Origin of the sequence: Alkalicaulis satelles (genome assembly GCF_008630495.1) — a bacterium.
Taxonomy (GTDB): Bacteria; Pseudomonadota; Alphaproteobacteria; order Caulobacterales; family Maricaulaceae; genus Oceanicaulis; species Oceanicaulis satelles.
The window spans coordinates 65,638-88,931 of the sequence record NZ_VWOJ01000001.1; the positions used below are offsets into that span (position 1 = coordinate 65,638).

Annotated in this window: 24 protein-coding genes and 1 tRNA gene; 19 read left to right on the forward strand and 6 right to left on the reverse strand. The window is 66.1% G+C overall.

Translation table 11 applies throughout. The features are described 5' to 3' along the window. Nucleotides 1–75 precede the first annotated feature (75 nt). Nucleotides 76–1,377, forward strand: a complete 1,302-nt coding sequence (locus tag F1654_RS00325; RefSeq protein WP_199200402.1) for an alginate export family protein — start codon at nucleotides 76–78, stop codon at nucleotides 1,375–1,377. Here F1654_RS00325 and F1654_RS00330 read toward each other — a convergent pair. Next, nucleotides 1,374–4,055, reverse strand: a complete 2,682-nt coding sequence (locus F1654_RS00330) for a TonB-dependent receptor domain-containing protein (protein WP_150021525.1) — start codon at nucleotides 4,053–4,055, stop codon at nucleotides 1,374–1,376. The two genes, F1654_RS00325 and F1654_RS00330, sit on opposite strands and share 4 nt — an antisense overlap. Before the next feature lie 240 nt (nucleotides 4,056–4,295). Here F1654_RS00330 and F1654_RS00335 point away from each other — a divergent pair. From F1654_RS00335 to F1654_RS00350, 4 genes are all read left to right on the forward strand, one after another. Then, nucleotides 4,296–4,371, forward strand: a tRNA-Phe gene (locus tag F1654_RS00335). 77 nt (nucleotides 4,372–4,448) lie between these two features. Further along, the gene (locus tag F1654_RS00340) at nucleotides 4,449–5,510 is read left to right on the forward strand and encodes a VOC family protein (RefSeq protein ID WP_150021526.1); all 1,062 of its coding nucleotides are present in this window, start codon (nucleotides 4,449–4,451) and stop codon (nucleotides 5,508–5,510) included. 135 nt (nucleotides 5,511–5,645) lie between these two features. Continuing rightward, complete coding sequence (locus tag F1654_RS00345) at nucleotides 5,646–6,638, forward strand: TonB-dependent receptor plug domain-containing protein (RefSeq protein WP_150021527.1); 993 nt, start codon at nucleotides 5,646–5,648, stop codon at nucleotides 6,636–6,638. A 45-nt stretch (nucleotides 6,639–6,683) separates the two neighbouring features. Then, the gene (locus F1654_RS00350) at nucleotides 6,684–7,841 is read left to right on the forward strand and encodes a TonB-dependent receptor (protein WP_269844604.1); all 1,158 of its coding nucleotides are present in this window, start codon (nucleotides 6,684–6,686) and stop codon (nucleotides 7,839–7,841) included. Between the two features lie 80 nt (nucleotides 7,842–7,921). On the opposite strand, the gene F1654_RS00355 is transcribed toward F1654_RS00350, so the two are convergent. Continuing rightward, a complete protein-coding gene (locus tag F1654_RS00355) occupies nucleotides 7,922–8,491 on the reverse strand; it encodes a c-type cytochrome (RefSeq protein ID WP_199200404.1) in 570 nt (189 codons plus the stop codon). Between the two features lie 81 nt (nucleotides 8,492–8,572). Beyond that, nucleotides 8,573–9,364 carry a class I SAM-dependent methyltransferase gene (locus F1654_RS00360; protein WP_199200405.1) on the reverse strand — a complete coding sequence of 264 codons (792 nt, stop codon included), beginning with the start codon at nucleotides 9,362–9,364 and terminating at the stop codon, nucleotides 8,573–8,575. A 107-nt stretch (nucleotides 9,365–9,471) separates the two neighbouring features. On the opposite strand from F1654_RS00360, the gene F1654_RS00365 reads away from it, so the two are divergent. Genes F1654_RS00365 through F1654_RS00375 form a run of 3 tightly spaced genes read left to right on the forward strand, consistent with a single transcriptional unit; the run spans nucleotide 9,472 to nucleotide 13,789 of the window. Beyond that, on the forward strand, nucleotides 9,472–10,206 hold the full coding sequence (locus F1654_RS00365; RefSeq protein ID WP_150021530.1) for an ABC transporter ATP-binding protein: 735 nt from the start codon (nucleotides 9,472–9,474) through the stop codon (nucleotides 10,204–10,206). Beyond that, nucleotides 10,203–12,584, forward strand: coding sequence for an ABC transporter permease (locus F1654_RS00370; RefSeq protein WP_150021531.1), 2,382 nt, complete (start codon nucleotides 10,203–10,205; stop codon nucleotides 12,582–12,584). The genes F1654_RS00365 and F1654_RS00370 overlap by 4 nt, the downstream gene beginning before the upstream one ends. Nucleotides 12,585–12,592: 8 nt before the next feature. Next, nucleotides 12,593–13,789 (forward strand): efflux RND transporter periplasmic adaptor subunit, encoded by a 1,197-nt coding sequence (locus tag F1654_RS00375; RefSeq protein ID WP_150021532.1) that lies wholly within the window; start codon nucleotides 12,593–12,595, stop codon nucleotides 13,787–13,789. A 5-nt stretch (nucleotides 13,790–13,794) separates the two neighbouring features. On the opposite strand, the gene F1654_RS00380 is transcribed toward F1654_RS00375, so the two are convergent. From F1654_RS00380 to F1654_RS00390, 3 genes are all read right to left on the reverse strand, one after another. Continuing rightward, complete coding sequence (locus F1654_RS00380; RefSeq protein ID WP_150021533.1) at nucleotides 13,795–14,856, reverse strand: hypothetical protein; 1,062 nt, start codon at nucleotides 14,854–14,856, stop codon at nucleotides 13,795–13,797. Nucleotide 14,857: 1 nt separating this feature from the next. Next, nucleotides 14,858–16,003, reverse strand: coding sequence for a beta-ketoacyl-ACP synthase III (locus F1654_RS00385; RefSeq protein WP_150021534.1), 1,146 nt, complete (start codon nucleotides 16,001–16,003; stop codon nucleotides 14,858–14,860). A 78-nt stretch (nucleotides 16,004–16,081) separates the two neighbouring features. Beyond that, nucleotides 16,082–16,657, reverse strand: a complete 576-nt coding sequence (locus F1654_RS00390; RefSeq protein ID WP_150021535.1) for a DNA-3-methyladenine glycosylase I — start codon at nucleotides 16,655–16,657, stop codon at nucleotides 16,082–16,084. A 242-nt stretch (nucleotides 16,658–16,899) separates the two neighbouring features. On the opposite strand from F1654_RS00390, the gene rpsD reads away from it, so the two are divergent. From rpsD to F1654_RS00445, 11 genes are all read left to right on the forward strand, one after another. Continuing rightward, nucleotides 16,900–17,517 (forward strand): 30S ribosomal protein S4, encoded by a 618-nt coding sequence (gene rpsD, locus F1654_RS00395; RefSeq protein ID WP_150021536.1) that lies wholly within the window; start codon nucleotides 16,900–16,902, stop codon nucleotides 17,515–17,517. Nucleotides 17,518–17,653: 136 nt separating this feature from the next. Beyond that, complete coding sequence (locus F1654_RS00400; RefSeq protein ID WP_150021537.1) at nucleotides 17,654–18,025, forward strand: hypothetical protein; 372 nt, start codon at nucleotides 17,654–17,656, stop codon at nucleotides 18,023–18,025. A 75-nt stretch (nucleotides 18,026–18,100) separates the two neighbouring features. Further along, nucleotides 18,101–19,204: a DUF2336 domain-containing protein gene (locus tag F1654_RS00405; protein ID WP_150021538.1), complete on the forward strand. Its 1,104-nt coding sequence runs from the start codon at nucleotides 18,101–18,103 to the stop codon at nucleotides 19,202–19,204. Nucleotides 19,205–19,255: 51 nt separating this feature from the next. Next, nucleotides 19,256–20,236, forward strand: a complete 981-nt coding sequence (locus F1654_RS00410; protein WP_150021539.1) for a sodium-dependent bicarbonate transport family permease — start codon at nucleotides 19,256–19,258, stop codon at nucleotides 20,234–20,236. A gap of 1 nt (nucleotide 20,237) precedes the next feature. After that, entirely contained in the window at nucleotides 20,238–20,546 is a 309-nt protein-coding gene (locus F1654_RS00415) for a DUF190 domain-containing protein (protein ID WP_150021540.1), read from the forward strand. Nucleotides 20,547–20,687: 141 nt separating this feature from the next. Beyond that, nucleotides 20,688–21,182, forward strand: coding sequence for a Na+/H+ antiporter subunit E (locus F1654_RS00420; protein WP_233205033.1), 495 nt, complete (start codon nucleotides 20,688–20,690; stop codon nucleotides 21,180–21,182). Beyond that, a complete protein-coding gene (locus F1654_RS00425) occupies nucleotides 21,179–21,508 on the forward strand; it encodes a monovalent cation/H+ antiporter complex subunit F (protein WP_150021541.1) in 330 nt (109 codons plus the stop codon). Before F1654_RS00420 ends, F1654_RS00425 begins: the two co-directional genes overlap by 4 nt. Beyond that, a complete protein-coding gene (gene mnhG / locus F1654_RS00430) occupies nucleotides 21,508–21,864 on the forward strand; it encodes a monovalent cation/H(+) antiporter subunit G (RefSeq protein WP_150021542.1) in 357 nt (118 codons plus the stop codon). Before F1654_RS00425 ends, mnhG begins: the two co-directional genes overlap by 1 nt. Continuing rightward, nucleotides 21,861–22,427, forward strand: a complete 567-nt coding sequence (locus tag F1654_RS00435) for a DUF4040 domain-containing protein (protein ID WP_150021543.1) — start codon at nucleotides 21,861–21,863, stop codon at nucleotides 22,425–22,427. Before mnhG ends, F1654_RS00435 begins: the two co-directional genes overlap by 4 nt. Beyond that, nucleotides 22,424–22,864: a Na(+)/H(+) antiporter subunit B gene (locus F1654_RS00440; RefSeq protein ID WP_150021544.1), complete on the forward strand. Its 441-nt coding sequence runs from the start codon at nucleotides 22,424–22,426 to the stop codon at nucleotides 22,862–22,864. The genes F1654_RS00435 and F1654_RS00440 overlap by 4 nt, the downstream gene beginning before the upstream one ends. Nucleotides 22,865–22,867: 3 nt before the next feature. Continuing rightward, complete coding sequence (locus F1654_RS00445) at nucleotides 22,868–23,272, forward strand: cation:proton antiporter subunit C (protein WP_150021545.1); 405 nt, start codon at nucleotides 22,868–22,870, stop codon at nucleotides 23,270–23,272. Nucleotides 23,273–23,294: the final 22 nt, after the last annotated feature.

Genomic DNA, 23,294 nt, shown 5'->3' on the forward strand with positions numbered 1-23,294 from the left:
GTGCCGACATGCTTGGACGCGAATGTGCAAAGCAGGGGAGTTCACGGGAGGTGAGGCATGAACCCGATTGGCTTTATGACTGCGGCATCTGTATTGGGACTTGGGCTGGCGGGGCAGGCTGGCGCGAACGAGGGGGATGGCCAGGCGCGCATCCTGCCCGAGAGGGTTTCGGTTTCCGGCTCGCTGCGCCTGCGTCACGAAACGCTCAGCGCGCCTTACCGCGCAGGCCGCGACGGTTCGGACCAGCAGGCGTCCTGGCGCCTCCGCATCCTGGGCGAGTTTGATGCTGGCGCGGTGACGTTCGGCGCCGAGCTGCTTGATGCGCGCACCTGGCTCAATGACGAAGGTTCGGTGCTGGCGGTCAATACGGTCAACGCCGCAGAGCTGTTCCAGGCCTATGCCCGTGTGTCCACGGGTGACGCCTCCAGCGTCCAGATCGGGCGCATGATCATGACGGTCGGGTCGGGGCGCCTGATTGCGCACAATAATTTCGCCAACTCGCCCAATAATTTCGAGGGCGTGCGCTGGCGTCAGAAATTCAATGATGACTGGTCTCTGGATTCGTTTTACGGCGCGCCTGTGCGGATCGCGCCGCGCGACCGGCAGGCTATCCTCAACAACACCGCCCAGATTGATCAGGCCGAGTGGGGCACCCGGCTGTGGGCGGGGCATCTGACCCGCAAGCTGGCGCCCGGTAGGGGCCATCTTGAGGGGTATGTGATCGGCCTCAATCACCAGAACGGCACAGACACCTACACGGCGGGCCTGCGCCTCTTGCGTGCGCCGTCAGCGGGCGCCTGGGATCACGATCTCGAAGGCGCGCTGCAGTTTGGCTCGCGCCCCGTTGCGGGAGGACGCCAGGACATCCGCGCCGGCTTCACCCATCTGGAGGCGGGCTATACCTTCCAGGACGCCTGGCGCACGCGCCTGTCCGCCCAGCTGACCTACGCCACGGGTGACAAAGCCGGGGGCGATTTCGGACGCTTCAACTCGATCTTCGGCGGCCGCCGGGGCGATTTCGGGCCGACCGGCATTTTCGGTCCGGTGGGTCGCGACAACGTCGTGGCGGGCGGGGTGCGCTATCAGGCGCGCACCGGGCCTGTGCAGCTGCAGGCGCGGGTTCTGGAAACCCGTCTGGCTCAGACCGAAGACCGCTGGGGGCGCGCCAATCTGGCGGACGCCACCGGCCAGAGCGGACGGCGTATCGGCATCGTGAGCGATATGAGCGTGGGCTATAACCTGCCCAACCTGACCAATACGCGTCTGGAAGCCGGGCTGGGCCATATCGCCAAGGGGCGCTTTGCGCGCACCGCGCCGAACGCGCCGGACTCACGCGACGTGGTCTACAGCTTCGTCATGCTCAACCGCAGCTTCTAGCCGGTTACGGCCAGTCGCAAATAGAACACCCGGCCGCGCGCATCGTGCACCTTCGTGTCATAGCCCAGGGGCGTTGGCACGAAGGGCGCGGCTTCGTTCGTGACATTGAGTGCGCCAAGCGTCACTTCAAACCCGCGCCCGGCCGTTTCGCCCCGCCAGCCCGCCTGCACATCGCCCACCGTCCAGGCGCCGATGCGCCCGCCGGGCGCTTCGTCATTGTCATAGGCCGCGATATGGCGCGCCTGCACCCGCGCGCTCCAGGGCCCTGACGCCCAGTCCGCGAACGCCGTCGCGCGCAGGCGCGGCAGGGAGCGCGCGGCATTGGTGAAATTGCGGTTGCCCGCCGCGCTGATGGTCTGGTTCAGCACCGGATCGGTGAAGTCGTAACGCTCGACATAGACGCCCTCGGCGCCGAAGCCGAAGGCGCCCCAGGCGGTCTCCACCGGCGCGCGCGCGAGTGTGAGATCGAGCCCCTGGGTGGTCACCGACGGGGCGTTGACATAGGCCGCGCGCACCAGGGTCACATCACCGGCGGGCGAGACCTCCACGCGCGGATCATTGAACCCGCCCGCGCCGTCGCTGGCGGCGATCAGGATGGCCTGGGCGCTTTCGCGCACGACCAGATTGTCCACCTCGATGCGCCACAGATCGAGCCGCGTGCTCCAGCCCGCCGCCGCCAGCGCTGCGCCTGCGGTGAAGGTGTCGGCGCGCTCCGGCCCCAGATCGGCCGCGCCCACCGTGCGCACGGGCAGGAAGGTGCTGGACGCCCCGGTATTGAGCGATTGCAGGGAGGTGGTCGCCGAGATCTGCTGGTGCAGGGAGGGCGCCCTGAAGGAGCGCGACCAGCCCGCCGACACCGTCACCGCGTGCGTCAGGTCGTGGGCGATGGAGAGCTTGGGATCGAGGGAGGAGAAGGCCTCCAGCGTCTCATAGCGCAGCGCCGCCTGCACCCGGGTGCGGCCGCTTACCGGGATCAGGGTTTCGGCAAACAGCGCCGAGACCGTGCGCGAGCCGGAGAAGTTCGGCCCGCCGACGATGAACAGGAAGGCGTCGTCATTGAACAGATCGCCATGCTCCACCGAGAGGCGTTCACGGCGGATCTGCGCGCCCAGCGCCAGCGAGGCGGGACCGCCGGGCGCCTCGAACAGCGCCGGGGCGGTGGCCGAGGCGTCGAGGCTGCCAAGGCTCGCGTCGGAACGGCGCTGGTCTTCCTGGATCAGCCAGCCGAGCAGGGCCGGGTCGTTATAGCGTGGATCGGACGGGTCGGTGACCAGGCCCCCTGAGCCGAACGGGTTGAACCACAAACAGCCTTGCGCGCCGGGCAGGGCGCCTGCCGGACAGGCCGGTCCGCCCAGGCCATTGAGCGCCAGATCAAGCCGGTCCGCAACCGCGTCGGTGATGGTGGCGTCCAGGCGGTTGGCCGACCAGCCGGCGGCGATACGCCCCTCCCACTGGCGCGCAAACGCGCTGAATGGCGCGGTCAGCTCGCCGTCCAGGCGCCAGGTAAGATGCTCGAATGAGCGGCGGGCCGCGCCCGCGCTGACCCCTTGCGGGCGGCCCAGCCAGGTCACGTCCTGGCCGAAATAATTTCCCGGATTGGCCGCCGGGATGGTCGGGAAGCTCAAGGCGGGCAGGGAGGGCGAATTGCCCCGGCTCAGATCGGTGTGAGCGAGCCCGGCGCGCACGGTAAGCTGCGCCTCGCCCAGATCGGCGCTGAGGGCTGAAAAGGCGTTGATGCGCGTCTCGTCCGGTATGAGGGAGAAGAACTGGCCGAAATCCAGCTGGCAGAAACCCGGATCGCCAAACGCCGTCGCAGCGCCAGTGACCAGAGGGAGCCCGCCCGCAGCGGCGCAATCCTGATCAAGCACAGGGATGGGCGAGCCGTCCGGATTGACCAGCGCGAACCCGCCGCCAGGCGCCTGGATGTAATACGCGCCCGGCTGACCGAGGGCCGACAGGCCGGTGCCGGGGATGAAGCCGGTCTCGAACCCCTCCACGCCATCGGTGCGGCGTACTGATATCGCGCCCATGTGGCGCCAGTTTCCAAAACTGCGCCCGCCCATCACGGCGAGCTCCATGCTATTGCCCGCCCCGCCGAAATTGTCCGGCAGCCGGCCTTCAACGCGCAGCTCCAGCCCCTCGAACCGGTCGCGTGTGATCACATTGATCACCCCGGCCAGCGCATCCGAGCCGTGCAGGGGTGAAGCGCCGTCCTTGAGGATCTCCACCCGCTCGATGGCGATGGAGGGGACCAGCGCATTCATGTCCACAAAGGTCGAGCCGTCATCGGCGGCCACGCTGGTGATGGTCTGGCGCTGGCCGTTGAGCAGCACCAGCGAGGCGCCCAGGCCCAGCCCGCGCAAATTCACCGCCGCCGTGCCCGAGGTGTTGTTCTGGGTGCCCGGATCGTCGTTGAACTCCGAGCCCGCAAAGGCCGGGTTCAGCGCCAGCGCCCGGCCCAGATCGCTCTGCCCGCCCGCATCCAGATCGGCGCGGGTGAGGCGGCTCACCGGCCGGTCCAGAAGCCCTGCGCCCGGCGCGCGCCCGGCCGTGATGGTGATCACATCGCGTGCAATGGTCTCTTCTTCCTGGGCGGCCTGGGCGGCGTCGGCGGGAAGACTGAGGCCGGACAGTGCGGCCAGACACGCGCAGATGCGCAGGGCGGAGCGAAAGCGCATGGGATTTCCTCGTCAGGAAGGACTCACCTCCGGCTCAATACCTAGACCGTGAAGGCGTTCAGCGGGATGGCGTGGGCGGTACCAGTCCGGCGCAGGCGAGGCAAGGGCGCGCCTGCTGGCGGGCCGTCGCGGGCGGTGTTCTGGCGCATGCGCCACGTCTGCCTTAAAGGCATGGACAGACAAATATCTCCGCCCTATAACCCGCCCCCTAGCGCGGCGAGCCCTACGGCCCGCCCCGCCGCCCAGGTAGCTCAGTTGGTAGAGCAGCGGATTGAAAATCCGCGTGTCGCTGGTTCGATTCCGGCCCTGGGCACCATTTCCCTCGCCTCTTGCATGTCCGGACAAATGCGCCATTCTGCGCGCCCATGTGATGTGCATTCGGAAGGGCGCAGGATGATCAGAAGATGGCTGGCGGGACTGGCGGCGGCGGTGGTTTGCGCGTGTGGCGGGCCGCAGGCGGAAGGGACGGGGCAGGCTGTTGCCGGCGCCGCTCCCGCCTTCATCGCTGAAACCGGCCGGGGCTGGCAGGAGGTGGTGGTGTCGGTGCGCGATCTGGCGCCCATCCGTGATTTCATGATCGAGGTGGCCGGCTATGAGGTGCGCGCTGAGGGCGTGCTGGCGCCGCAATGGCTGGAGGCCTGGGGGCTGGAGGGCGCGTCGGGCGCCTACGCGCTGATGGCTTCGCCGGGCAAGGATGTGGGCTGGGTGCGCCTGGTGCGCTTTGACGGGGTGGAGCAGGATCTGATCCGCCCCGGCGCCCAGGTCTGGGACCAGGGCGGGCTGTTCTCCCTGATGGTGCGTGCTGAAGAGGCCGATGAGGTCATGGACGCCGCCCATGCGCGCGGATGGAGCGTCTTCAACCGGCCCCAGGTGTTCGATTTTGGCGGGCTTCTGATCAAGAATGTGGTGGCGCGCCTGCCTGACGGGGTCAATCTGGCGGTCTATTCGCGCGTGCATCCGCCCATCGAGGGCTGGGATGATCTGGCCGGTTTCTCCTACCCGTTCAATACAATGGCCATGGTCCATGACCTGGCCGCCGAACGGGCTTTTTTCGTGGAAGGGCTGGGGTTCGAACCCTTCTGGGAGGGCGATTACATCGATCCCGAACCGGTTAGCACCAATCACGGCCTGCCCAACAATCTCTCCCACGTGATCCCTCGCCGGACCGCCATCCTGCAGCAGCGCCCGGGCGAGGACGGGCGCATTGAGCTGATGCATTTTGACGGGCTGGAGGGGGATGATTTCTCTGACCGCGCGCGCCCGCCGCATCTGGGCATTCTGGCGGTGCGCCTGCCGGTGGCCGATCTTGATGCGGCTCTGGCCCGGCTGGCGGGGCAGGGCGTTTCGCCCGATGCGGGTCCGGTCCCGTTCGCCCTTGATCCCTATGGCGAGGTGCGCTGGGCGGCCGTGTCGTCTCCCTCAGGGATCATTGTGGAGTTGCTCGAACAACCCTGATGCGCCGGTGCGCAAATGTCACATAAGTTATATCAATTCGTCCGGACAAATTGACGCGGCGTCCAGCTGCGCTAGTTTAGGGCTGATTACGCGCCGGACCACCGGCCAAATCTGCCGCCACAGGGGAGACTAACCATGGCCCGTCTATTTCGTACTGTCCTCATGGCCAGCGCCGCCGCGCCGGCCTTCGCTTTCGCTTCAGCCGCTTACGCTCAGGAAGACGAGGCCGCTGCGCCGCGCGGCGTGGACCGCGTGATCGTGACAGCCCAGCGCCGCGAGGCCGATTCCCAGGACGTGCCGATCGCGTTGACAGCGCTGGGCGCGGGCGATCTGGACCGGCAGGCGGTGGAGGAGATCACCGATCTTCGCTTTACCGCGCCGAACGTGAACATTCAGAAAAACACCGGCGTGGCCAATGCGGCCCAGGTCTATATCCGCGGCGTGGGTCAGGATGAATCCTCCCTGTTCGCCGAGGTGGGCGTGGGCATCTATCTCGATGGCGTTTATCTGGGCAAACAGAACGGCACCACGATCGACCTGGTCGATCTGGAGCGGGTGGAAGTGCTGCGTGGCCCTCAGGGCACCTATTACGGGCGCAACACCAATGGCGGCGCCATCCGCTTCATCTCCCGGCGCCCCGAGCTGACCGGCACGCGCGGCGTGCTGGATGTGGCCGCCGGCACCGGTTCGCGTTTTGACGTGCGCGCCTCCTGGTCGTCTCCGGTGGTGGAAGGCGAAAGCGGTTTCAAGATCGATATCTTCAGCCGCAACAAGGGCAGCGACTTCAATCTTCTGAACAATCCCGCCCCGACGGCCGGACCGTTCACCTACACGCCCCAGGACACGGTCAATAATGTGGAGCGCTATGGCGTGCGCGGCTCCTTCCTCTGGGAGCCTTCCGCACAGGACCTGTCGGTCTATCTGATCGCGGACTGGACCATCGACAATTCGGGGGCCTTCGTTCCGACCCCGATCCAGCGTCAGGCGGACGGATCGGTGACCGAGCCGTTCGGCCGGCGTGCTGGCGAGATGTCCATCGCGCCGTTCCATGAATTCCGCGGCGGCGGCCTTAGCGGCGAGGTGAAATTCGGCACCGCGCTGGGCGAGATCACCTCCATCACCGCCTAGCGCACCTTCTCCCAGGACCTGACCGCCGATCTGGACGGTCCGGGCATTGTCGATCTCTACCAGGAGCTCGACCAGTGGCAGTTCACCCAGGAAGTCCAGCTGGTGGGCGGCAATGAGCAGGCTGATTACGTGCTCGGGGCCTATTATTTCCGCGAGAACGTGCAGCAGCTCGCCAATAACCGCTTCAACCAGATTTTCGCGGGCATTATCGGTCAGCCCTTCGGTCTGAATGACGACGAGCAGGACACCACTTCATGGGCGGTGTTCGGCGAGACCACGTTCCACCTCAATGAGCAGTGGTCATTCACCATTGGCGGGCGCTACACCTCGGACGAGAAGACCGCCAACCGCCGGCTGCTCGATCCCAACACGCTGGCGCCGATCTGGGATGTGGATCCGTCCTTTGACGACACCAATTTCTCCTGGCGCGCCGTCGCCCAGTACCGGCCCAATGACAATGTGATGCTCTATGGCTCCTACTCCACCGGCTACAAGGCCGGCGGTCTGGCCGGCACGCGTCCCATCACGCCGAATGTCGCGTTCAACACCTATGAGCCCGAGGAGCTCTCCTCTTGGGAGGTGGGCCTGCGCTCGGATCTGTTCGACAATACGCTGCGCTTCAACGCGACCTATTTCTACGCGATCTATGACGCGCTGCAGCTGTCCGTGCTGGAGCCGGCCACCTTCCAGTTCGGCGTGATCAACGCCGACGCCATCGTTCACGGCCTCGAGCTTGAGGGCGTGTGGCGTCCCACAGATCAGTTCCAGCTGTCGGGCAATCTGGGCACCACCAATTTCCGCTATGATGAGGGATCGCGCATCGATCCGGCCGTTGGCGTGCCGTTCGACACGCTGGACGGCAAGCAATTCCCGGATCTGGCCGCCCGCTTGAATGCGGTGTTCTACCAGCCCACCGAGCTGGGCGAGTTCGCCTTTGGCGGCTCGGCCACCTATTCCAGCGCCTTCGCGCGCAATGTGGGCAATTCGCCGGCCATCTTCTCGGATGAAGTGACCACGCTGGACGTGTTCGCCCAGCTGACCTCGCCTGACGGGCGCTGGCGTCTGAAGCTGGAGGGCAAGAACATCACCGACGAGGACATCTTCCTGGCCGGCAACGCCCCCGGCGCCGCTCCGGGCTCTTGGGGCAGCCGTTATTACACTTACGGCGCCATCTGGAGCGCGAGCCTGCGGTTGGAATTCTAGACCAGGGTTTGAGCCTCAATGCGCAACGCCCCGGCCTGATGGCCGGGGCGTTTGCCATAGGCGGCAAGGGAAAGCCGGTATCAGCCTTCGCTGCCTGTCTCGTCAGCTTCAGGATCGAAGCTTTCTGCAAAATCGGCGGGCGCAGTGGCCACGGCCAGCCAGCCGATCAGATCTATGCGGTCGCTCTCATTGCGCAGGCCTGCAAAGCTCATCCTGTTGCCCGGCAGGAAGGTGCGCGGATTGGCCAGCCACTCGTCCAGCTCTGCAGGCGTCCAGACGAATCCGGCCTCTGCGAGCGCGCTGGAATAGCGGAAACCCTCCATGGTTCCGGCCTGCTGGCCGAACATGCCATAGAGATTGGGGCCCACCATATGGCGTCCGCCCTCGGTGACGGTGTGGCAGGACTGGCAGCGCCGCCACATCCGCTCGCCATTGGCCAGATCGGCGTTCACATAGGCCTCGCCGAGCGCCGCCAGCACCGCCTGTGTGTCAACATCATTGGCGGGAGCGTCCGTCTCAGGCGCGATGGCCGGGCCATCGCCAGGGGAGTCCGGCATATCGCCGGATCCGCTATCGCCACAGGCGGCCAGCCCGAGCAATCCGGCGCAGGAAACGGCGATCAGGGCGCGGTTAAGATGGCTGTGCGGCATGGCGCTCTCCTGTCTGGTGGATTGGACATGGGTACTGCGTCCGGCTGGGTCCATCAATGTGCAGCGGCGCCGCACTGGCGTTCAGGCCGGCTTGATCCCGGTGCAGAACACCAGAACCTGGTCATGATAATGCACGCCCGGGGTGCGCATGTAACGCGCGGTGACTTCGGACGCGCCGTGGGCGCCTGTGAGCCGGGCGATGATCTCCACATTATCCGCCTGAAACAGGGTCCAGTCCGAACCGCCCTCCACAACCCGCTCAAAGCGCTGCTCCTGAACGTGAGCAAGCCCGGCGTTCTGCATCAAGCCAGCCAGGCGCGCGCCGAAGCCGCTGTCCATCAGTCCGGTCTCATCCATGGCCCGGCGTGTAGCATCCAGGGCCTCGGCGAATTCAACCATGCCCGGCGCGTCCATATCCACTGGTTTTGAGGTCGAGCAGTCCAGATCGGCCAGCGCCAAGCGTCCGCCCGGCTTCAGCCACTCCATCAGCCGCGCTATGGCGGTCTTAGGGTCGCTGAGATGGCCCAGCACCATGCGCGCATAGACCAGATCAAACCCGCCGGGCTCGGCGGCGGGGGCCATCAGATCGGCTTGCATGAGACGCACGGGCGGCGATACGGGCCCGGCGCGCGACAGATCAATATCCACGCCCAGTACATCACCGTGCAGACCGGTCTGGCCGGCGAACCAGTCCAGCATGCGCCCTGAGCCGGGGCCGAATTCGGCTATAGCCATGCCGGGCGTGAGCCCGGCGCACTGCTGCAGCCAGGCGCGGGTGGGGGCGGCGTAGAAAGCGTCCAGCTTTTGCAGGCGTAACGCTTCGTCCTCAGGACTGCGGTGTGACGCGAAATAGACTGAACTGAGCTGAGTCATGTCCGGACAAATACCGGCATTCATCTGCTGCGGCAAGCAGGCGCAGGCGCGCACTCTTGGGCGGTGGCTGTTGCAAGGCTAGAGTTTGAATTGGACAGGAGGAGATGATGGCCAGCCTGGATGCTGAGCCGGATGGGGCTGCGCCTACCTATCAGGTGCGCGACCTGTCACGGGTGTATGGAGACGGTCCAGCCGCCGTGCATGCCTTGCGCGGCGTGGATATTGATGTGCCCGAAGGCGAGCTGATCGTGGTGCTGGGCGCGTCGGGTTCGGGAAAATCGACCTTTCTCAACATCATTGGCGGGCTGGACCGGGCCACGGCCGGCACGGTGCGGTTCCGCGGTCAGGATCTTCATGACGCCAGCGACGCCGCGCTGACCCGCTACCGGCGCGACCATGTCGGCTTCGTGTTCCAGTTCTACAATCTGATGCCCAGCCTGACCGCGCGCGAGAATGTAGCGCTGGTCACCGAAATCGCCCGCAATCCCATGGACCCGGCCGAGGCCCTGGAACTGGTGGGGCTGGGGCCGCGCATTGATCATTTCCCGGCCCAGCTCTCGGGCGGCGAGCAACAGCGCGTGGCCATCGCCCGGGCCATCGCCAAGCGTCCTGATGTGATGATGTGCGACGAGCCAACAGGCGCGCTGGATTCCAAAACCGGCGTGCGGGTGCTGGAGGCCTTGCAGAACGTCAACCGGGAGCTGGGCGCCACCACTTTCCTGATCACTCACAATGTCTCTGTAGGCTGGATGGCTGACCGGGTGATCGAGTTTGCCGACGGCGCAGTGCGCGAGAACCGGGTGAACGCCAATCCGGTTCCGGCTTCGGAGCTGAGCTGGTGAGCGCGCGCATCCTTGGCGTCCTGGACCGCAAGGTCCTGCGTGATCTCTGGCGCATGCGCGGACAGGTGATCGCCATCGCTCTGGTGGCGGCGGCCGGCGTGTCTTTGCAAGTTTCCATGGGCGGGTTGACCGTCTCTTTGTCCGAGACGCGCGCGGCCTATTACGAGCGCTACCGCTTCGCTGATCTGTGGGCGCCGGTAGTGCGCGCGCCCCTGCCGCTGGCGATGGAATTGCGCGCGATTGATGGCGTGGCCAGCGTGGAGACGCGCATCACCGCGCCGGTCCTGTTCGAGCTGGGCGGGGAGGGGCCGCCGCCCTCGGGATTTGTGCATTCCCTCCCGCAAGACGGGTCGCAGCCAGCGGTCAACGCCCTGCATCTGGCTGAAGGGCGCCTGCCTGCGCCGGGTTCGTCCGATGAGGTGGTGGTGCTCGACAGTTTCGCTAGCGCCCACGGCCTGCATCCGGGAGACAGTCTGACCCTGACACTGGCCGGGCGGCGCGAGAACGTCACCATTTCCGGCGTGGTGCTGAGCCCGGAATGGATTTACGCTATTGCGCCCGGCCAGCTGGCGCCGGATCCGGCCCTGTTCGGCGTGATCTGGATGAACGAGGCGGGCGTGGCCGCCGCCACCGGCATGTCCGGCGCGTTCAACGAGGCAGTGGTGCGCCTGATGCGCGGGGCCAGCGAGCCGGCGGTGCGCGCGGCGCTGGACCAGGCGCTGGCCCCCTATGGCGCGGCGGGGGCCTATGGCCGGCGCGAGCAGGTCTCTGACGCCTTTGTCAGCGCCGAAATCGATCAGATGCGCACCATGACCCGCATGATGCCGCCCATTTTCCTGATCGTGGCGGCGTTTCTGGTCAATATCGTGGTCTCGCGCATGGTCGCTGTGGAGCGCGAGCAGATCGGCCTCTTGCGCGCCTTCGGCTATACGCCGCTCCAGATCGCGGGCCATTACCTCAAATTCGCCAGCGTGATCGCTCTGCTGGGGCTGGCCGCCGGGGCGGCGCTGGGCGCCTGGCTCGGGGATGCGATGGCGGGCATGCTGGCCGATTACTACCACTTTCCCTTTCTGCTGTTCGGGCTCGATCCGGGCGGCTATGCGCTGGCGGGCGCTCTGGCGCTGGGGGCGGTGATGCTGGGTGCGGCCGGAGCGGTGCGCCGGGCCTCGCGCCTGACGCCTGCCGACGCCATGCGCCCGCCGGCGCCGGCGGATTACTCGCGCGGACTGGGCGCCCGGCTGATCGCCTTCAGGCAGATTGATCACCAGTCGCGCATGGTGCTGCGCCAGCTGTTGCGCTTTCCCTTGCGCGCGGGGCTGACCGGGGCTGGCCTGACAGCGTCTGCGGCGCTGCTGGTATGCGCCTTCTACTTCGCGGACGCCGTAGAGGTGATGGTCGAGGAATATTTCACCCTCGCCAACCGTCAGGATCTCAGCGTTCACCTGGCCGACCAGCGCGCCATGGGAGCCCTGGATGCGCTGACCGCCCGGCCCGGGGTGATGGAAATCGAGCCCTTCCGCGCCGAGCCAGTGCGGCTGCGCTTTGGCCATCACGAGATTCTGACCGCTCTGACCGGCGTGGTGGACGACCCGCGCCTTGCGCGCCTGACCGGCAAGCGCGGAGAGACGATCGCACCCGTCCCCGGCGGGCTGGTGCTGTCACGCGATCTGGCTGACCGGCTGGGGGCCGGGGCTGGCGACACCGTCCTGGCGGCGCTGACGCGCGGCGCGCGCCCGGAGCTGGAGCTGCAGGTGATCGCTACGCCTCAGACCTGGGTGGGATCGGGCGCCCAGATGCGCCTGGATGATCTCAACCGGGCGCTGGGAGAGGGCGATGTGATCAATGGCGCGGTGCTGCGCATGGACGCCCGTGAGGCGGGCGCGCTCTATGCGGAGCTCAAGGATGCGCCGGCCGTGGCCGGCATGCAGTTCAACGCCGAAGCGCGCGCCACCTTCCGCGAGATCATGGACGAGACCATGGGCACGGTGATCGGCGCCTTCATCCTGTTCGCCTGTGTGATCGCGCTGGGGGTCGCCTATAATGCGGTGCGCGTGTCCATGGCCGAGCGCGAGCGTGAGCTGGCCTCCTTGCGGGTGCTGGGATTCTCGCGCGGGGATGTAAGCTACATACTGCTGGCCGAGGCCGCCCTGATTACCCTGGCCGCACTGCCCGTTGGCCTCCTGGCGGGCGCCGGGCTCGCCTGGACGCTATCGCTGTCCATGGACTCTGACGTGTTCCGCCTGCCCTTCATGATCAGTCCGGCTTCCTATGGTTATGCCGGTCTGATCCTCATCATGTCTGTAGTTCTGAGCGGCGCGCTGGTGCGCCGGCGCATTGACCGGCTGGATATGGTCAAGGTTCTGAAAACACGCGAATAGGTTCTGTCATGTCCCTGAAAAACCTGAAATTCCGTCATGTGTTCTGGGCCGGAGCCGCGCTGGTGCTGGTGCTGGCTTTCGCGTTTGCGGTGGCGCCCAGACCGGTTCCGGCCGATTTCGGCGAGGCGCAGACGGCGCCGCTATCGGTGAGCGTATCGGCGGAAGGCCATGCCCAGGTGCGCGATGTGTTCACCGTGTCGGCGCCCATCGCCGGTCGCCTTATGAGGGTGGAGAAGCGCGCTGGCGATGCGGTGGAGGCGGGCGAGACGCTGGCCATGCTTTTGCCGGTGGACCCTGTGCTGCTGGACGCGCGCAGCCGCTCGGAAGCCCAGGCCGCTTTGCAATCGGCCGAGGCGCTGCTGGGCTTTGCGCGCGCCGAGCTGGGCCGCGCCGAGGCCGAGGCCGATTACGCCCGCACTGAGCTGGAGCGCTTCGAGACCCTGGCCCAGCGCGGCACGGTCAGCCAGGGCGCGCTGGACCGCGCCCGCCTCCAGTCCCGCTCCGCCCAGGCCGCCCTGCAGACGGCGCGTGCATCCGTGCGTGCCCGCGAGGCCGAGCGCGATGCGGCTGAGGCGCGTCTCGCTCCGCCCGCCAACGGCCAGGAGGAAGGTGTCGTGCGCCTGACCAGTCCGATCACCGGCCGGGTGCTGAGTGTGGAGCAGCAGAGCGAGACGGTTCTTGCGCCGGGCCAGCGTGTTCTGGAACTGGGTGACCCGGTGGATCTGCAGATCATCGCCGAGGTGCGCTCGGAGGATGCAGTGCGCATTCGCGAGAACGCGCCTGCGCGCATCACCGCCTGGGGCGGGGAGGGTGATCTGCGCGCCGAGGTGCGCCGGGTCGAGCCGTTCGGCGCGCGCCGGATCAGCGCACTCGGCGTGGAGGAGCGCCGGGTCAATGTGATCCTGGACATTCTCGAACCCTGGGAGGACTGGTCCGCGCTGGGTCATGGCTACCGCGTGCGCGCCGCGGTCGAAGTATGGCGCGGGGAGGATGTGCTGACCGCGCCGGTGGCCGCCTTGTTCCGCCACGAGGGCGGCTGGGCCGTATTTGCGGTGGAGAACGGGCGCGCGCGCCTGCGCCGTGTGGAGACCGGACCCAATGACGGGCGCACGGCCCATATCGTCTCCGGCCTTAATCCCGGCGAGCGCGTGGTGCTCTATCCGTCAGACCGCATCCATGACGGCGCGCGCGTGCGGGCGCGCTGAGGGCCCTATTCCAGGGCCAGCAGGGTGCGGGCGAAGGCGGTGATGGCCCGCGGCGTCGTGGATTCCTGGTTGGAATGATAGTTGAAGGTGGGGATCTGCAAGGTGGCGCCCGTGCAGCGGCCCGCCGACATGGCGGCGATGCGGCCAAGCTCGGTCAGGCCCATGGATTTGAGCGGCTGGCCGCGCCGGGCGCGGGCGTCATTCTCGCGCTCGATGAAGCTGTCCTTGAAAATGATGGGGGCGTCTGACGTGCTGGCGGCCTGCTCCAGTCGGCGCACCATGTCGGGATTGAACGAGGCGGTGGCGTCGCGCCGGCGCAGGATCACCGCGCCAGCCAGCGCCGCTGCGCTGTCGTCAAACGGGGTGGTGTCCAGCACCACGATATCGCGCCGGTCCTGGCCCGATGAGGCGAACCAGCTGAGCGCATGGGCCGCAGAGCGCCCGATCTCCTCCTCGGCGGTGAAGACGACCGTGCCCTTGAGCCCGAATTCGGCGGCGACGCGCAGCGCGGCGGCGGAGACCGGATTGTCCAGCTGACCGGAAACGAAGCCGGCTTCCACCGGCCCCAGCGAGCGGGCGAACGCGACCGGCGTGCCCGGCGTCAGCGCGATCATGCCCTCCAGCGTCAGGGCGAGGCGGCCCCTGGCGTCGAGCCCGGCGCCCGTTATGCGGCCATAGGCGATGCGCCCGCCGGTCTTGCGGTCATAGGCGAAGATGGTCTCACCCGCATACCGCTTGGAGACAGCTTCGGCGAAGCTGGCCGACACGGTCTGGGATTCAGCGTATTTCTCGTTCTTGACCGCATGGGCGGCATAGACCGGAATCCCGTCCCCGGCGGTGATGGCGCCGTGGCGGTCGATATGGGCCAAATAGACCGGACCGTCGCCCAGTTGGGCTACGCAAAGATTACGCGGACGCTCCACGCGCGCGCCCAGCGCTTCAAAATCGCGCGCCAGATGGTCGAGAAACGGGGTTTCGTGACCGACCACGGAAGGAAAATCGAGATATTCGTGGGTCTTCGCCAGCACGCGGGCGAAGAGCTCAGCATCGGTGGGCTGCCCGCTCACCTTACATCTTCTCGACAAACACCGATCCGGCCGAATAGCCTGCGCCGAAGGAGCAGATGACGCCCTTGTCGCCGGCGGCCAGGTCCTGGCTGTGCAGGTGGAAGGCGATGATGGATCCGGCCGAAGAGGTATTGGCGTAGGTGTCCAGAATGGTGGGTGCGTCCTCGCCCCCGGCCTCGCGGCCAAACACCTTGCGTGCGATCATCAGGTTCATGTTGATATTGGCTTGGTGCAGCCAGATGCGGCGCATTTCGTCCGGCTCAAGGCCCAGCGCCTCCATATGATCGCGGATCATTTCCGAGACCATGGGCACGACTTCCTTGAACACCTTGCGCCCTTCCTGGACGAACAGTTTGTCATCGTTGGGCGAGCCGTTCTGCAGCGCGGTGTTGTCGCCGTCGGCGCGCTCGGTGCGGTTCAGGAAGCCGAAATTATTGCGGATATTGTTGGAGAACTTGGTGCGCAGCCGCGTGCCCAGAATGCGCCAGCCGCCTTCGCCCAGATCCTCGCGCTCCAGCAGGATCGCGGTGGCCACATCACCAAAGATGAAATGGCTGTCGCGGTCGCGCCAGTTGAGATGGGCCGAGCAGATTTCAGGGTTCACCACCAGAATGGCGCGCGCATGGCCCTGTGCGATCATGTCGGCAGCGGCCTGCATGGCGAAAGTGGCTGAGGAGCAGGCCACGTTCATGTCGAAGCCGAACCCGTCCTCAATACCCAGCGCGTCCTGGATCTCGATGGCGACCGCCGGATAGGCGCGCTGGAGATTGGAGGCGCCCACGATCACCCCGTCCACATCGCCCGGCGTGCGCCCAGCGCGCTCCAGCGCGTCCTGACAGGCCTTGACGCCGATCTCGGCCAGAATGGCGATCTGGTCATTGGCGCGCGGCTGGATGCGCGGGACCATGCGCTTGATGTCCAGCACGCCCGCCTTGTCGATGACATAGCGCGACTTGATGCCCGACGCCTTCTCCACGAATTCGGCGGAAGAGGAACTGAGCGCCTCGACCTCCCCGCGTGCAATCTCGTCGGCGTGGGCGGAGTTGTAGGCTTCAACATAGGCGTTGAAGCTGGCCACAAGCTCTTCGTTTGAGATGGATTCCGCTGGCGTCCACAGGCCTGTGGATCGGATGACGGCGGCGGTCATGAGCGGCTCCGGCGTATCAGTGAATCTCTGTTAGCCCCGCAAACTAGCGGGCATCGCGCCGTGCGCCAACCAGGGCGTTCACTGCGTCAGCGCCGCAACCGCCTCATGGCGCGGACAGGAGACGAGATGATCATTGACCATGCCGGTCGCCTGCATGAAGGCGTAGACGATGACCGGACCGCAAAACTTGAAGCCGGACGTCTTGAGCGCCTTGGACATGGCCTGGCTCACCGGCGTTTCGGCGGGAACCTCGCGCATGGAGGAAAAGCGGTTCTGAACCGGGCGCCCGTCCATGAAGTCCCAAAGGAAGGCTGACAGACCCGGCCCCTTTTCCTCCAGCTCCAGATAAGCCTGCGCATTGGAAATCGCTGCGGCGACCTTGGCGCGTGAGCGTATAATGCCGGGATCGGCCAGCAGGCGCGCCGTGTCCGCCGCGTCATAGCGCGCGATGGTTTCGGGATCGAACCCGTCAAAGGCCGCGCGCATGGTCTCGCGCTTGCGCAATATGGTGATCCAGGCCAGGCCCGCCTGGAACCCGTCCAGCACCAGTTTTTCAAACAGGGCGCGGCTGTCATATTCAGGCACGCCCCATTCCTCGTCATGATAGGCGATATAGAGCGGATCCTGGCCCGGCCAGGGACAGCGTTCGGTCATGGGCGTCTCCTGCGCGCGATGGCGCGAGGCTAGCGGGGACGGTGACGGGCGGCCACCCGTTTCTTGCGCCTGCAGGCGCCTTGATTGACTTGCGCCCACGCCTGGCGCATAAGCCCCGCTCCCTCAGCGGCCGGGCGACCGGACCGCTCGTATCAACACGCACGGACGACGCGAGAACCGCCGTTTCCATCGTGCAGCGAAGAGGGCGCTGCGCCGGGCCGCGTCAAGAGATAGAGAGAACCATGTCGAAGCGTCATTCGCAGAAATACAAGATCGACCGCCGTATGGGCGAGAATATCTGGGGCCGCGCCAAATCGCCGGTGAACAACCGCGCCTACGGCCCGGGCCAGCACGGCCAGCGCCGCGCGGGCAAGCTGTCGGATTTCGGCCTGCAGCTGCGCGCCAAGCAGAAGCTGAAAGGCTATTACGGCAACATCACCGAGAAGCAGTTCAAGCGGGTCTATACCGAGGCGATGCGCCGCAAGGGCAACACCGCGGAAAACCTGATCGGCCTACTGGAAAGCCGCCTGGACGCCATTGTCTATCGCGCCAAGTTCGTGCCGACCGTGTTCGCCGCGCGCCAGTTCGTCAATCACGGCCACGTGAAGGTGAACGGCCAGCGCGTGAACATCGCGTCCTATCACTGCAAGCCGGGCGATGTGGTCGAAGTGCGCGAGAAGTCGCGCAACATGGCCTTGGTGCTTGAAGCCCTGGGCAGCCCCGAGCGCGACGTGCCCGAGTATATCGAGCTCGACCCCAAGGCCATGAAAGCGACCTATGCGCGCGTGCCCGAGTTTAACGAGGTGCCCTATCCGGTGAAGATGGAGCCCAACCTCGTGGTCGAATTCTATTCCTCGTAACGCACACGCGTTCGGGGACGGAGCCGATCAAGGCCCGCCGGTCAGACCGGCGGGCCTTTTTCTTGCCGCAAGCTGGCTGTTGCCTGCGGCAAGGCTCGGTTAAGCTGGGTGCGCCGTTGGCGAGGGGAGAGGCGTGATGATCCGGTTCAGTATGGCGCTAGCGGGCTTGCTAGCCTTGGCGCTGGGCGCCTGTCACACTCCTGCGGGACCTGATTATCAGCATGTATCCGAGCCGGTCTATGACTGGCGGTTGAACCGCGACGGCGAGCTGGTGGTGCGCGTGCCGTCCAATGGCTGCACAACGCGCGACAGCTTCTACACCGATGTGCGGGGCTCCGGCGCACAGGGCTGGAATTTCGACGTGACCCTGGTGCGCATCCATCCCGATTACTGCCGCGCCCTCCTGCCCCGGGGCGTGGAGCTTGTGTGGACACGTGACGATCTGGGCCTGCCGCCGGGCGCGGGCTTGCGCGTGACCAATCCGCGTTCGGCCCCGCGCGAGGGATAGCAGGGACTTAGACCATTCCTTAACGCCGCATGCTCCAGAGTGACGCCTGGTTTCACGAGACGTCACGGATCTGGCATGGCTGACGATATGCGATCTGTCCCGCAGGCGCCGCCGCCTCCGGCGCCGTCCGCCAAAGCGCGCGCCCTGCTGGCGCGGCGCCTGGCGGACATTGTCTGCCTGCCCGCCAGCCGCGTACCGCCCCAGGAGCGCTGGATGGTGGCCGACGTGCTCGACACCCTGCTTACCTCCGCTGATCCTGCGCTGCGCGCAAAAATCGCCGCGCGTCTGGCCGAACAAGCCGAGGCGCCGCCGGGCCTTTTGCGCCGTCTGGGCATGGATGCGTTCGAGATCGCCGAGCCGATCGTGGCGCGTGCGCGCGCCCTGACCGATTTCGACATGATGGAGATCGCCCGCAAGGCTGGCCATCCCCACCGCATGGCGCTGGCGCGCCGCGAAACCGTGTCCGAAGTGCTGGCCGCGGCGCTGTGTGCGGGCGGGGATGTCCAGGTGATCACCGCCGTCTTGCGCAATGCGGGCGCGCGCCTGGCCCAGGAGACCGTGGATTATCTGGTGCGAGAGGCGGCCGATCACGAAAGTCTCGCCCTCTTGCTGATCAAGCGCAACGAATTGCGCCCGGCCCAGGCGCTGAACCTGTTCTGGGCCTGCGGCCATGATCAGCGGCGCATGATCCTGGAGCGCTTCGCCGCCTCGCGGGCCATCCTTCAGGAGGCCGCCGGCGACGTGTTTCCGCTGGCGTCGCGCAGCGATGACCGTGATCGCGCGGTGGATGCGGCCCTGGCCTATATCGACCGGCGCCAGCGCGACCGCCAAGCGGCCGAGCTTTCGCCCTACGCTTCGCTGGAAGGTGTGGCCGAGCATATCGCCCGCGAAGGTTATACCGAAGCCATGCGCGCGGAGATGGCCAGTCTCTCCGCCATCACCCGTTCGCTATGCGACCGCATGATCGAGGACTTCGGCGGCGAGCCGCTGGCTGTGCTCGCCAAGGCCACAGGCCTGTCGCGTGAGCATATGGTGATGCTGGTGGAAGCGGGCGGACGCACCGATACGCCCATGCGCATATCCCAGGCGCTGCGTGTGTTCGACACCCTGACCGTGGACAAGGCCCAGACGGTCTTGCGCTACTGGAACTGGGTGATCGCGCGCTCTCCCTCAAGCTGATCCGCCAAATCCGCTTGCCGAGACACCGCAGCTCCGCTAGCGCTCTTGTTCATGAGCGATGCGATTGGCTTGGCCCTGATCAATCTCACCACCCCGGCGGTGCTGTTCTTCGCCTTGGGGATTTTTGCCGGCGTTGCGCGTTCCGACCTGTCCATTCCGCAAGCCGTCGCCAAGGGGCTGGCGCTCTATCTGATGCTGGCCATCGGTTTCAAGGGCGGTGCGGCGGTAGCCGAGGTGGGTCTGTCCTACACGCTCCTGCTGGCCGCCCTGGCGGGCGTGCTGCTGAGCTTCTCCCTGCCTGTGGTCGCGTTTGCGCTTCTGCGCGCGTTCACCAAGGTGGACCGGGCCACTGCAGCCGCGAGCGCAGCCCATTACGGCTCCATCTCGGTGGTGACGTTCGTGGCGGGCTCGGAATTTCTCACCCTGACGGGCCTGGTCTGGTCGGGTCATATGGTGGCGGTGCTGGCGATCATGGAGACGCCCGCCATCCTGACGGGTCTGTGGCTGGCGGGCCGGGCCTCGAAGGGGCCTGACCCGGAAGCGCGCCCGGAGCTGATCCGCGAGGTTCTGCTGAACGGATCGGTGGTGCTGCTCATTGGCGCCTTCCTGATCGGCTGGGCGTCCGGTCCTTCGGGCATGGCGCGCCTGGATCTGTTCGTGAACGGGCTGTTCCAGGGCTTTTTGTGCCTGTTCCTTCTGGATATGGGGCTGGTGGCGGCGCGCCGTCTCAATGGCGCGCGCAAGCTGGGCTGGTCCGGCGCGGCCTTCGGGATCGTGATGCCGCTGATCGGCGCGTTCGCGGCCCTGCCGCTGGCCTGGCTGATCGGCATGACGCCGGGCGACGCCGCCGCCCTTATGATCCTGTCAGGGTCCGCCAGCTATATCGCCGTGCCGGCGGCCATGCGCATAGCGCTGCCCGAGGCGGATCCGTCTGTCTATCTCACGCTCTCGCTGGCCATCACCTTCCCGTTCAACCTGACCATCGGCATTCCGCTCTACGCCGGGGTCGCCAGCGCCGTTCTGGGAGGCTGACATGCCCCGCCCGATCCGAAAGAAGATCATCGCCATCGTTGAAGCCGCCCATCTGCGCCGCCTTGTCGATCTGATGCAGGGCTGCGGCGCGGCGGGCCTGACCGTCATTGACGGGCGCGAGGGTTATGGCGTCACCGGCGACTGGACCCGCGAGGGCGTGTTCGAGGCGGTGGAAATGAAAATCGTCCACACCGTGGTGAACGCTCAAACAGCCGATGCGGTGTTTGAGAAGGCTGAGGTCTTCTTCAGGCGCTATCCCGGCATCATCTACGCTCACGACGTGGAAGTCGTACGCGGCGAGCGGTTCTGAGGGCGCTCCGGCTCCCGGCCATATGAAGAATTTGCCGCCAGACGCACCGGTTTTGCTGGAAATCGTGAACCGGCTTGCCTAGAACCGCGTTCCAATCCGTTCGCCGTCACCAGCTGTCACCTAATCCGGGAGGATCGGGCCTTGACCCGCAAATGGCTCTATGGCGTGACCCTGACCATCGTGCTCACGGCGATGTGGGCGCTGTTGTCCGGCTACGGACTAAAGCAGCCGCTTTTGTCGCTGGCGATTTTCTCCATTGTTGTGACGGTCTTCATGACCATCCGCATGGGGCTTCTGGACGGCGAGGCCATTCCCTACTGGCGCCTGCGCTATCTGGCCTATTGGGGCTGGCTGGGGCGAGAGATCGTGAAGTCCAATATCGCGGTCCTGAAAATCGTCCTGTCGCCGGTGATCGACATCAAACCGGTGGTGACCCGCACGCCGGTGTCGCTGAAGGATGATGTGGCGCGCGCCACGCTGGCCAATTCCTACACCCTGACCCCGGGCACAGTGACCATGGAGATCGAGGAGGGCGGGTTCATCCTGCACGGCCTCGACGAATCATTCTGCGGGCAGGAGGGCTTCCGCATCTTTGAGCGCAAGGTGAAGAGCGCGACCGGGGAGGGCTCCGAATGACTTTCGCCTCCGCCATCGATTTCACGGTCGGGCTGATGCTGGTTGGCGCCATGCTCCTGATGCTGGTGCGCCTGTTTATCGGTCCGACGCTCTATGACCGCGTGCTTGCGGTGAATGCGTTCGGCACCAAGATCGTGCTGTTCCTGGCCGTGTTCGCCCTGGCGGTGGGGCGGGCCGATAGCCTGGACATCGCGCTGCTCTACGCCCTGATCAATTTCGTGGCGACCATCGCGATCCTGAAATTCTTCAGCTACCGCTCGCTGGAAGTGGCGCTCGACGAGATGGCCCCGGCGCCGGCCCGTGACGATAAGGGGGAGGGCGCGTGATGGACTGGATGGGACTTGTGCAATTGGCCGTCATTCTGGTGTCCGCCGCCCTCATGCTGACGGGCGCGGGCATCATTCTGGCCGGCGCTGTCGGTGTGATCCGGCTGCCCGATTTCTACACCCGCATGCATGCGGCGGGGGTGACCGACACGCTGGGCGCCGAGATCATCATTCTGGGTCTGATCCTGCAGGCCGGTTTCACTCTGGTCAGCGTCAAGCTGGCGCTGCTGGGCCTGATCATCTTCCTGACCAGCCCGACCTCCACCCATGCGGTGGCCAATGCGGCTTACCGCTCCGGCCTGAAGCCGATCCTGCGCCGCTGGCGCTCTGACGAGAACCGGGGAGACGCGGCATGACCGGCGGCGATATCACCCAGTATTTCGACTATCTGTTCATGATCATGCTGCTGTTCATCGGCCTGACCATCATCCGGCTGCAGAACCTGTTCGCCGTGGTCATGCTGACCGGCGTGTATTCGCTGATCGCGGCGGCCTGGTTCGTGTCTCTGGGGGCTGCTGACGTGGCGATCACCGAGGCGGCGGTGGGCGCGGGGATATCCACCGTGCTCCTGCTGGCGGCCATGCTGCTGACCGCGCGCGAGGCCAAGCCGACCACCGCCTTCCGTCATTGGGCGGCGCTGGTGGTGATGGCGGCGGCGGGCGTGGCGGTGTTCTATGCGCTGGGCGATTTGCCGGTTTACGGCGCCGCCGATACCCCGGCCAATACCGGCCCGGGCATGGCCTATATCGAGCGCACCCCGTCGGAGATCAATATTCCCAACGTGGTCACCGCCGTGCTGGCCAGCTATCGCGGCTTTGACACCATGGGCGAGGTGTTCGTGGTGTTCGCCGCCGGGGTGGGCGTGGCGCTGCTCTTGAACCTGTCCGGCGCCGGCCGGCGTGAGGAGGATGGCGAATGAGCCCGTACGTCGTTCTCAGGGTCGTCTCCAAGCTCCTGATCCCGCTCATCTTCCTGTACGGTTTCTATGTGCACTTCCATGGCGAGTATTCGCCTGGCGGCGGTTTCGCGGCCGGTGTTGTGGTCGGCGTGGGGGTGATCCTCTACGCGCTGATCTTCGGCCTGCAGGCGGCGCGCAAGGCCGTGCCGCCCTACTGGGCGCGCATCGGTATGGCGCTGGGCGCGCTGATCTTTGCGGGCGTCGGCTTCATCTCCCTGTTCATGGGCGGCAATTATCTGGACTACACCGTGCTGGATCCCAACCGCACCTATCTGGGCCAGCATATCGGCATCGTGGCGGTGGAGTTCGGCGTGCTGGTCAGCGTGACCGCGGTGATCATCGCCATCTTCTATGCGTTCGCCGGGCGTGAGCGCCCCGCTGGCGAGGCGGAGGACTGATCCATGGTCGAGATTGTCGCCGAACGCTTCACCTACGCCGTGATCCTGGTGCTGATGATGGTTGGCCTCTACGCCGTGATCGCCACCGGCAATCTGGTCAAGCGCATGGTGGGCCTGTCCATTTTCCAGACCTCGGTGTTCCTGCTCTACATCGCCACCGCCAAGGTGTTCGGCGGCGGCCCGGCCATTTTCGACTATGACGATCTGACCTACGGAACGATCCCCGAGGACGCGATCTACGCCAACCCGCTGCCGCACGTGCTGATCCTGACCGCGATCGTGGTGGGCGTGGCGACGCTGGCCATGGGTCTGGCGCTGGTGGTGCGCATCCGCGAGGTCTACGGGACCATCGAGGATGACGAATTGTCCGAGATCGATCACGACGACGAATTGAAGAAGGGCGTGTAGGGCGATGGAGCCGCAAGTTCTC

Excerpts from the sequence above, each read along its gene's own strand:
- F1654_RS00325 (WP_199200402.1), top strand. The coding sequence starts at position 76 with ATGACTGCGGCATCTGTATTGGGACTTGGGCTGGCGGGGCAGGCTGGC.
- F1654_RS00390 (WP_150021535.1), bottom strand. The coding sequence starts at position 16,657 with ATGACCGAACGCTGTCCCTGGCCGGGCCAGGATCCGCTCTATATCGCC.
- F1654_RS00375 (WP_150021532.1), top strand. The coding sequence starts at position 12,593 with ATGTCCCTGAAAAACCTGAAATTCCGTCATGTGTTCTGGGCCGGAGCC.
- mnhG (WP_150021542.1), top strand. The coding sequence starts at position 21,508 with ATGGACTGGATGGGACTTGTGCAATTGGCCGTCATTCTGGTGTCCGCC.
- F1654_RS00445 (WP_150021545.1), top strand. The coding sequence starts at position 22,868 with ATGGTCGAGATTGTCGCCGAACGCTTCACCTACGCCGTGATCCTGGTG.
- F1654_RS00400 (WP_150021537.1), top strand. The coding sequence starts at position 17,654 with ATGATCCGGTTCAGTATGGCGCTAGCGGGCTTGCTAGCCTTGGCGCTG.
- F1654_RS00330 (WP_150021525.1), bottom strand. The coding sequence starts at position 4,055 with ATGCGCTTTCGCTCCGCCCTGCGCATCTGCGCGTGTCTGGCCGCACTG.
- F1654_RS00365 (WP_150021530.1), top strand. The coding sequence starts at position 9,472 with ATGGCCAGCCTGGATGCTGAGCCGGATGGGGCTGCGCCTACCTATCAG.
- F1654_RS00340 (WP_150021526.1), top strand. The coding sequence starts at position 4,449 with ATGATCAGAAGATGGCTGGCGGGACTGGCGGCGGCGGTGGTTTGCGCG.
- F1654_RS00415 (WP_150021540.1), top strand. The coding sequence starts at position 20,238 with ATGCCCCGCCCGATCCGAAAGAAGATCATCGCCATCGTTGAAGCCGCC.
- F1654_RS00410 (WP_150021539.1), top strand. The coding sequence starts at position 19,256 with ATGAGCGATGCGATTGGCTTGGCCCTGATCAATCTCACCACCCCGGCG.
- F1654_RS00425 (WP_150021541.1), top strand. The coding sequence starts at position 21,179 with ATGACTTTCGCCTCCGCCATCGATTTCACGGTCGGGCTGATGCTGGTT.
- F1654_RS00385 (WP_150021534.1), bottom strand. The coding sequence starts at position 16,003 with ATGACCGCCGCCGTCATCCGATCCACAGGCCTGTGGACGCCAGCGGAA.
- F1654_RS00435 (WP_150021543.1), top strand. The coding sequence starts at position 21,861 with ATGACCGGCGGCGATATCACCCAGTATTTCGACTATCTGTTCATGATC.
- F1654_RS00345 (WP_150021527.1), top strand. The coding sequence starts at position 5,646 with ATGGCCCGTCTATTTCGTACTGTCCTCATGGCCAGCGCCGCCGCGCCG.
- F1654_RS00440 (WP_150021544.1), top strand. The coding sequence starts at position 22,424 with ATGAGCCCGTACGTCGTTCTCAGGGTCGTCTCCAAGCTCCTGATCCCG.
- F1654_RS00405 (WP_150021538.1), top strand. The coding sequence starts at position 18,101 with ATGGCTGACGATATGCGATCTGTCCCGCAGGCGCCGCCGCCTCCGGCG.
- rpsD (WP_150021536.1), top strand. The coding sequence starts at position 16,900 with ATGTCGAAGCGTCATTCGCAGAAATACAAGATCGACCGCCGTATGGGC.
- F1654_RS00355 (WP_199200404.1), bottom strand. The coding sequence starts at position 8,491 with ATGCCGCACAGCCATCTTAACCGCGCCCTGATCGCCGTTTCCTGCGCC.
- F1654_RS00360 (WP_199200405.1), bottom strand. The coding sequence starts at position 9,364 with ATGACTCAGCTCAGTTCAGTCTATTTCGCGTCACACCGCAGTCCTGAG.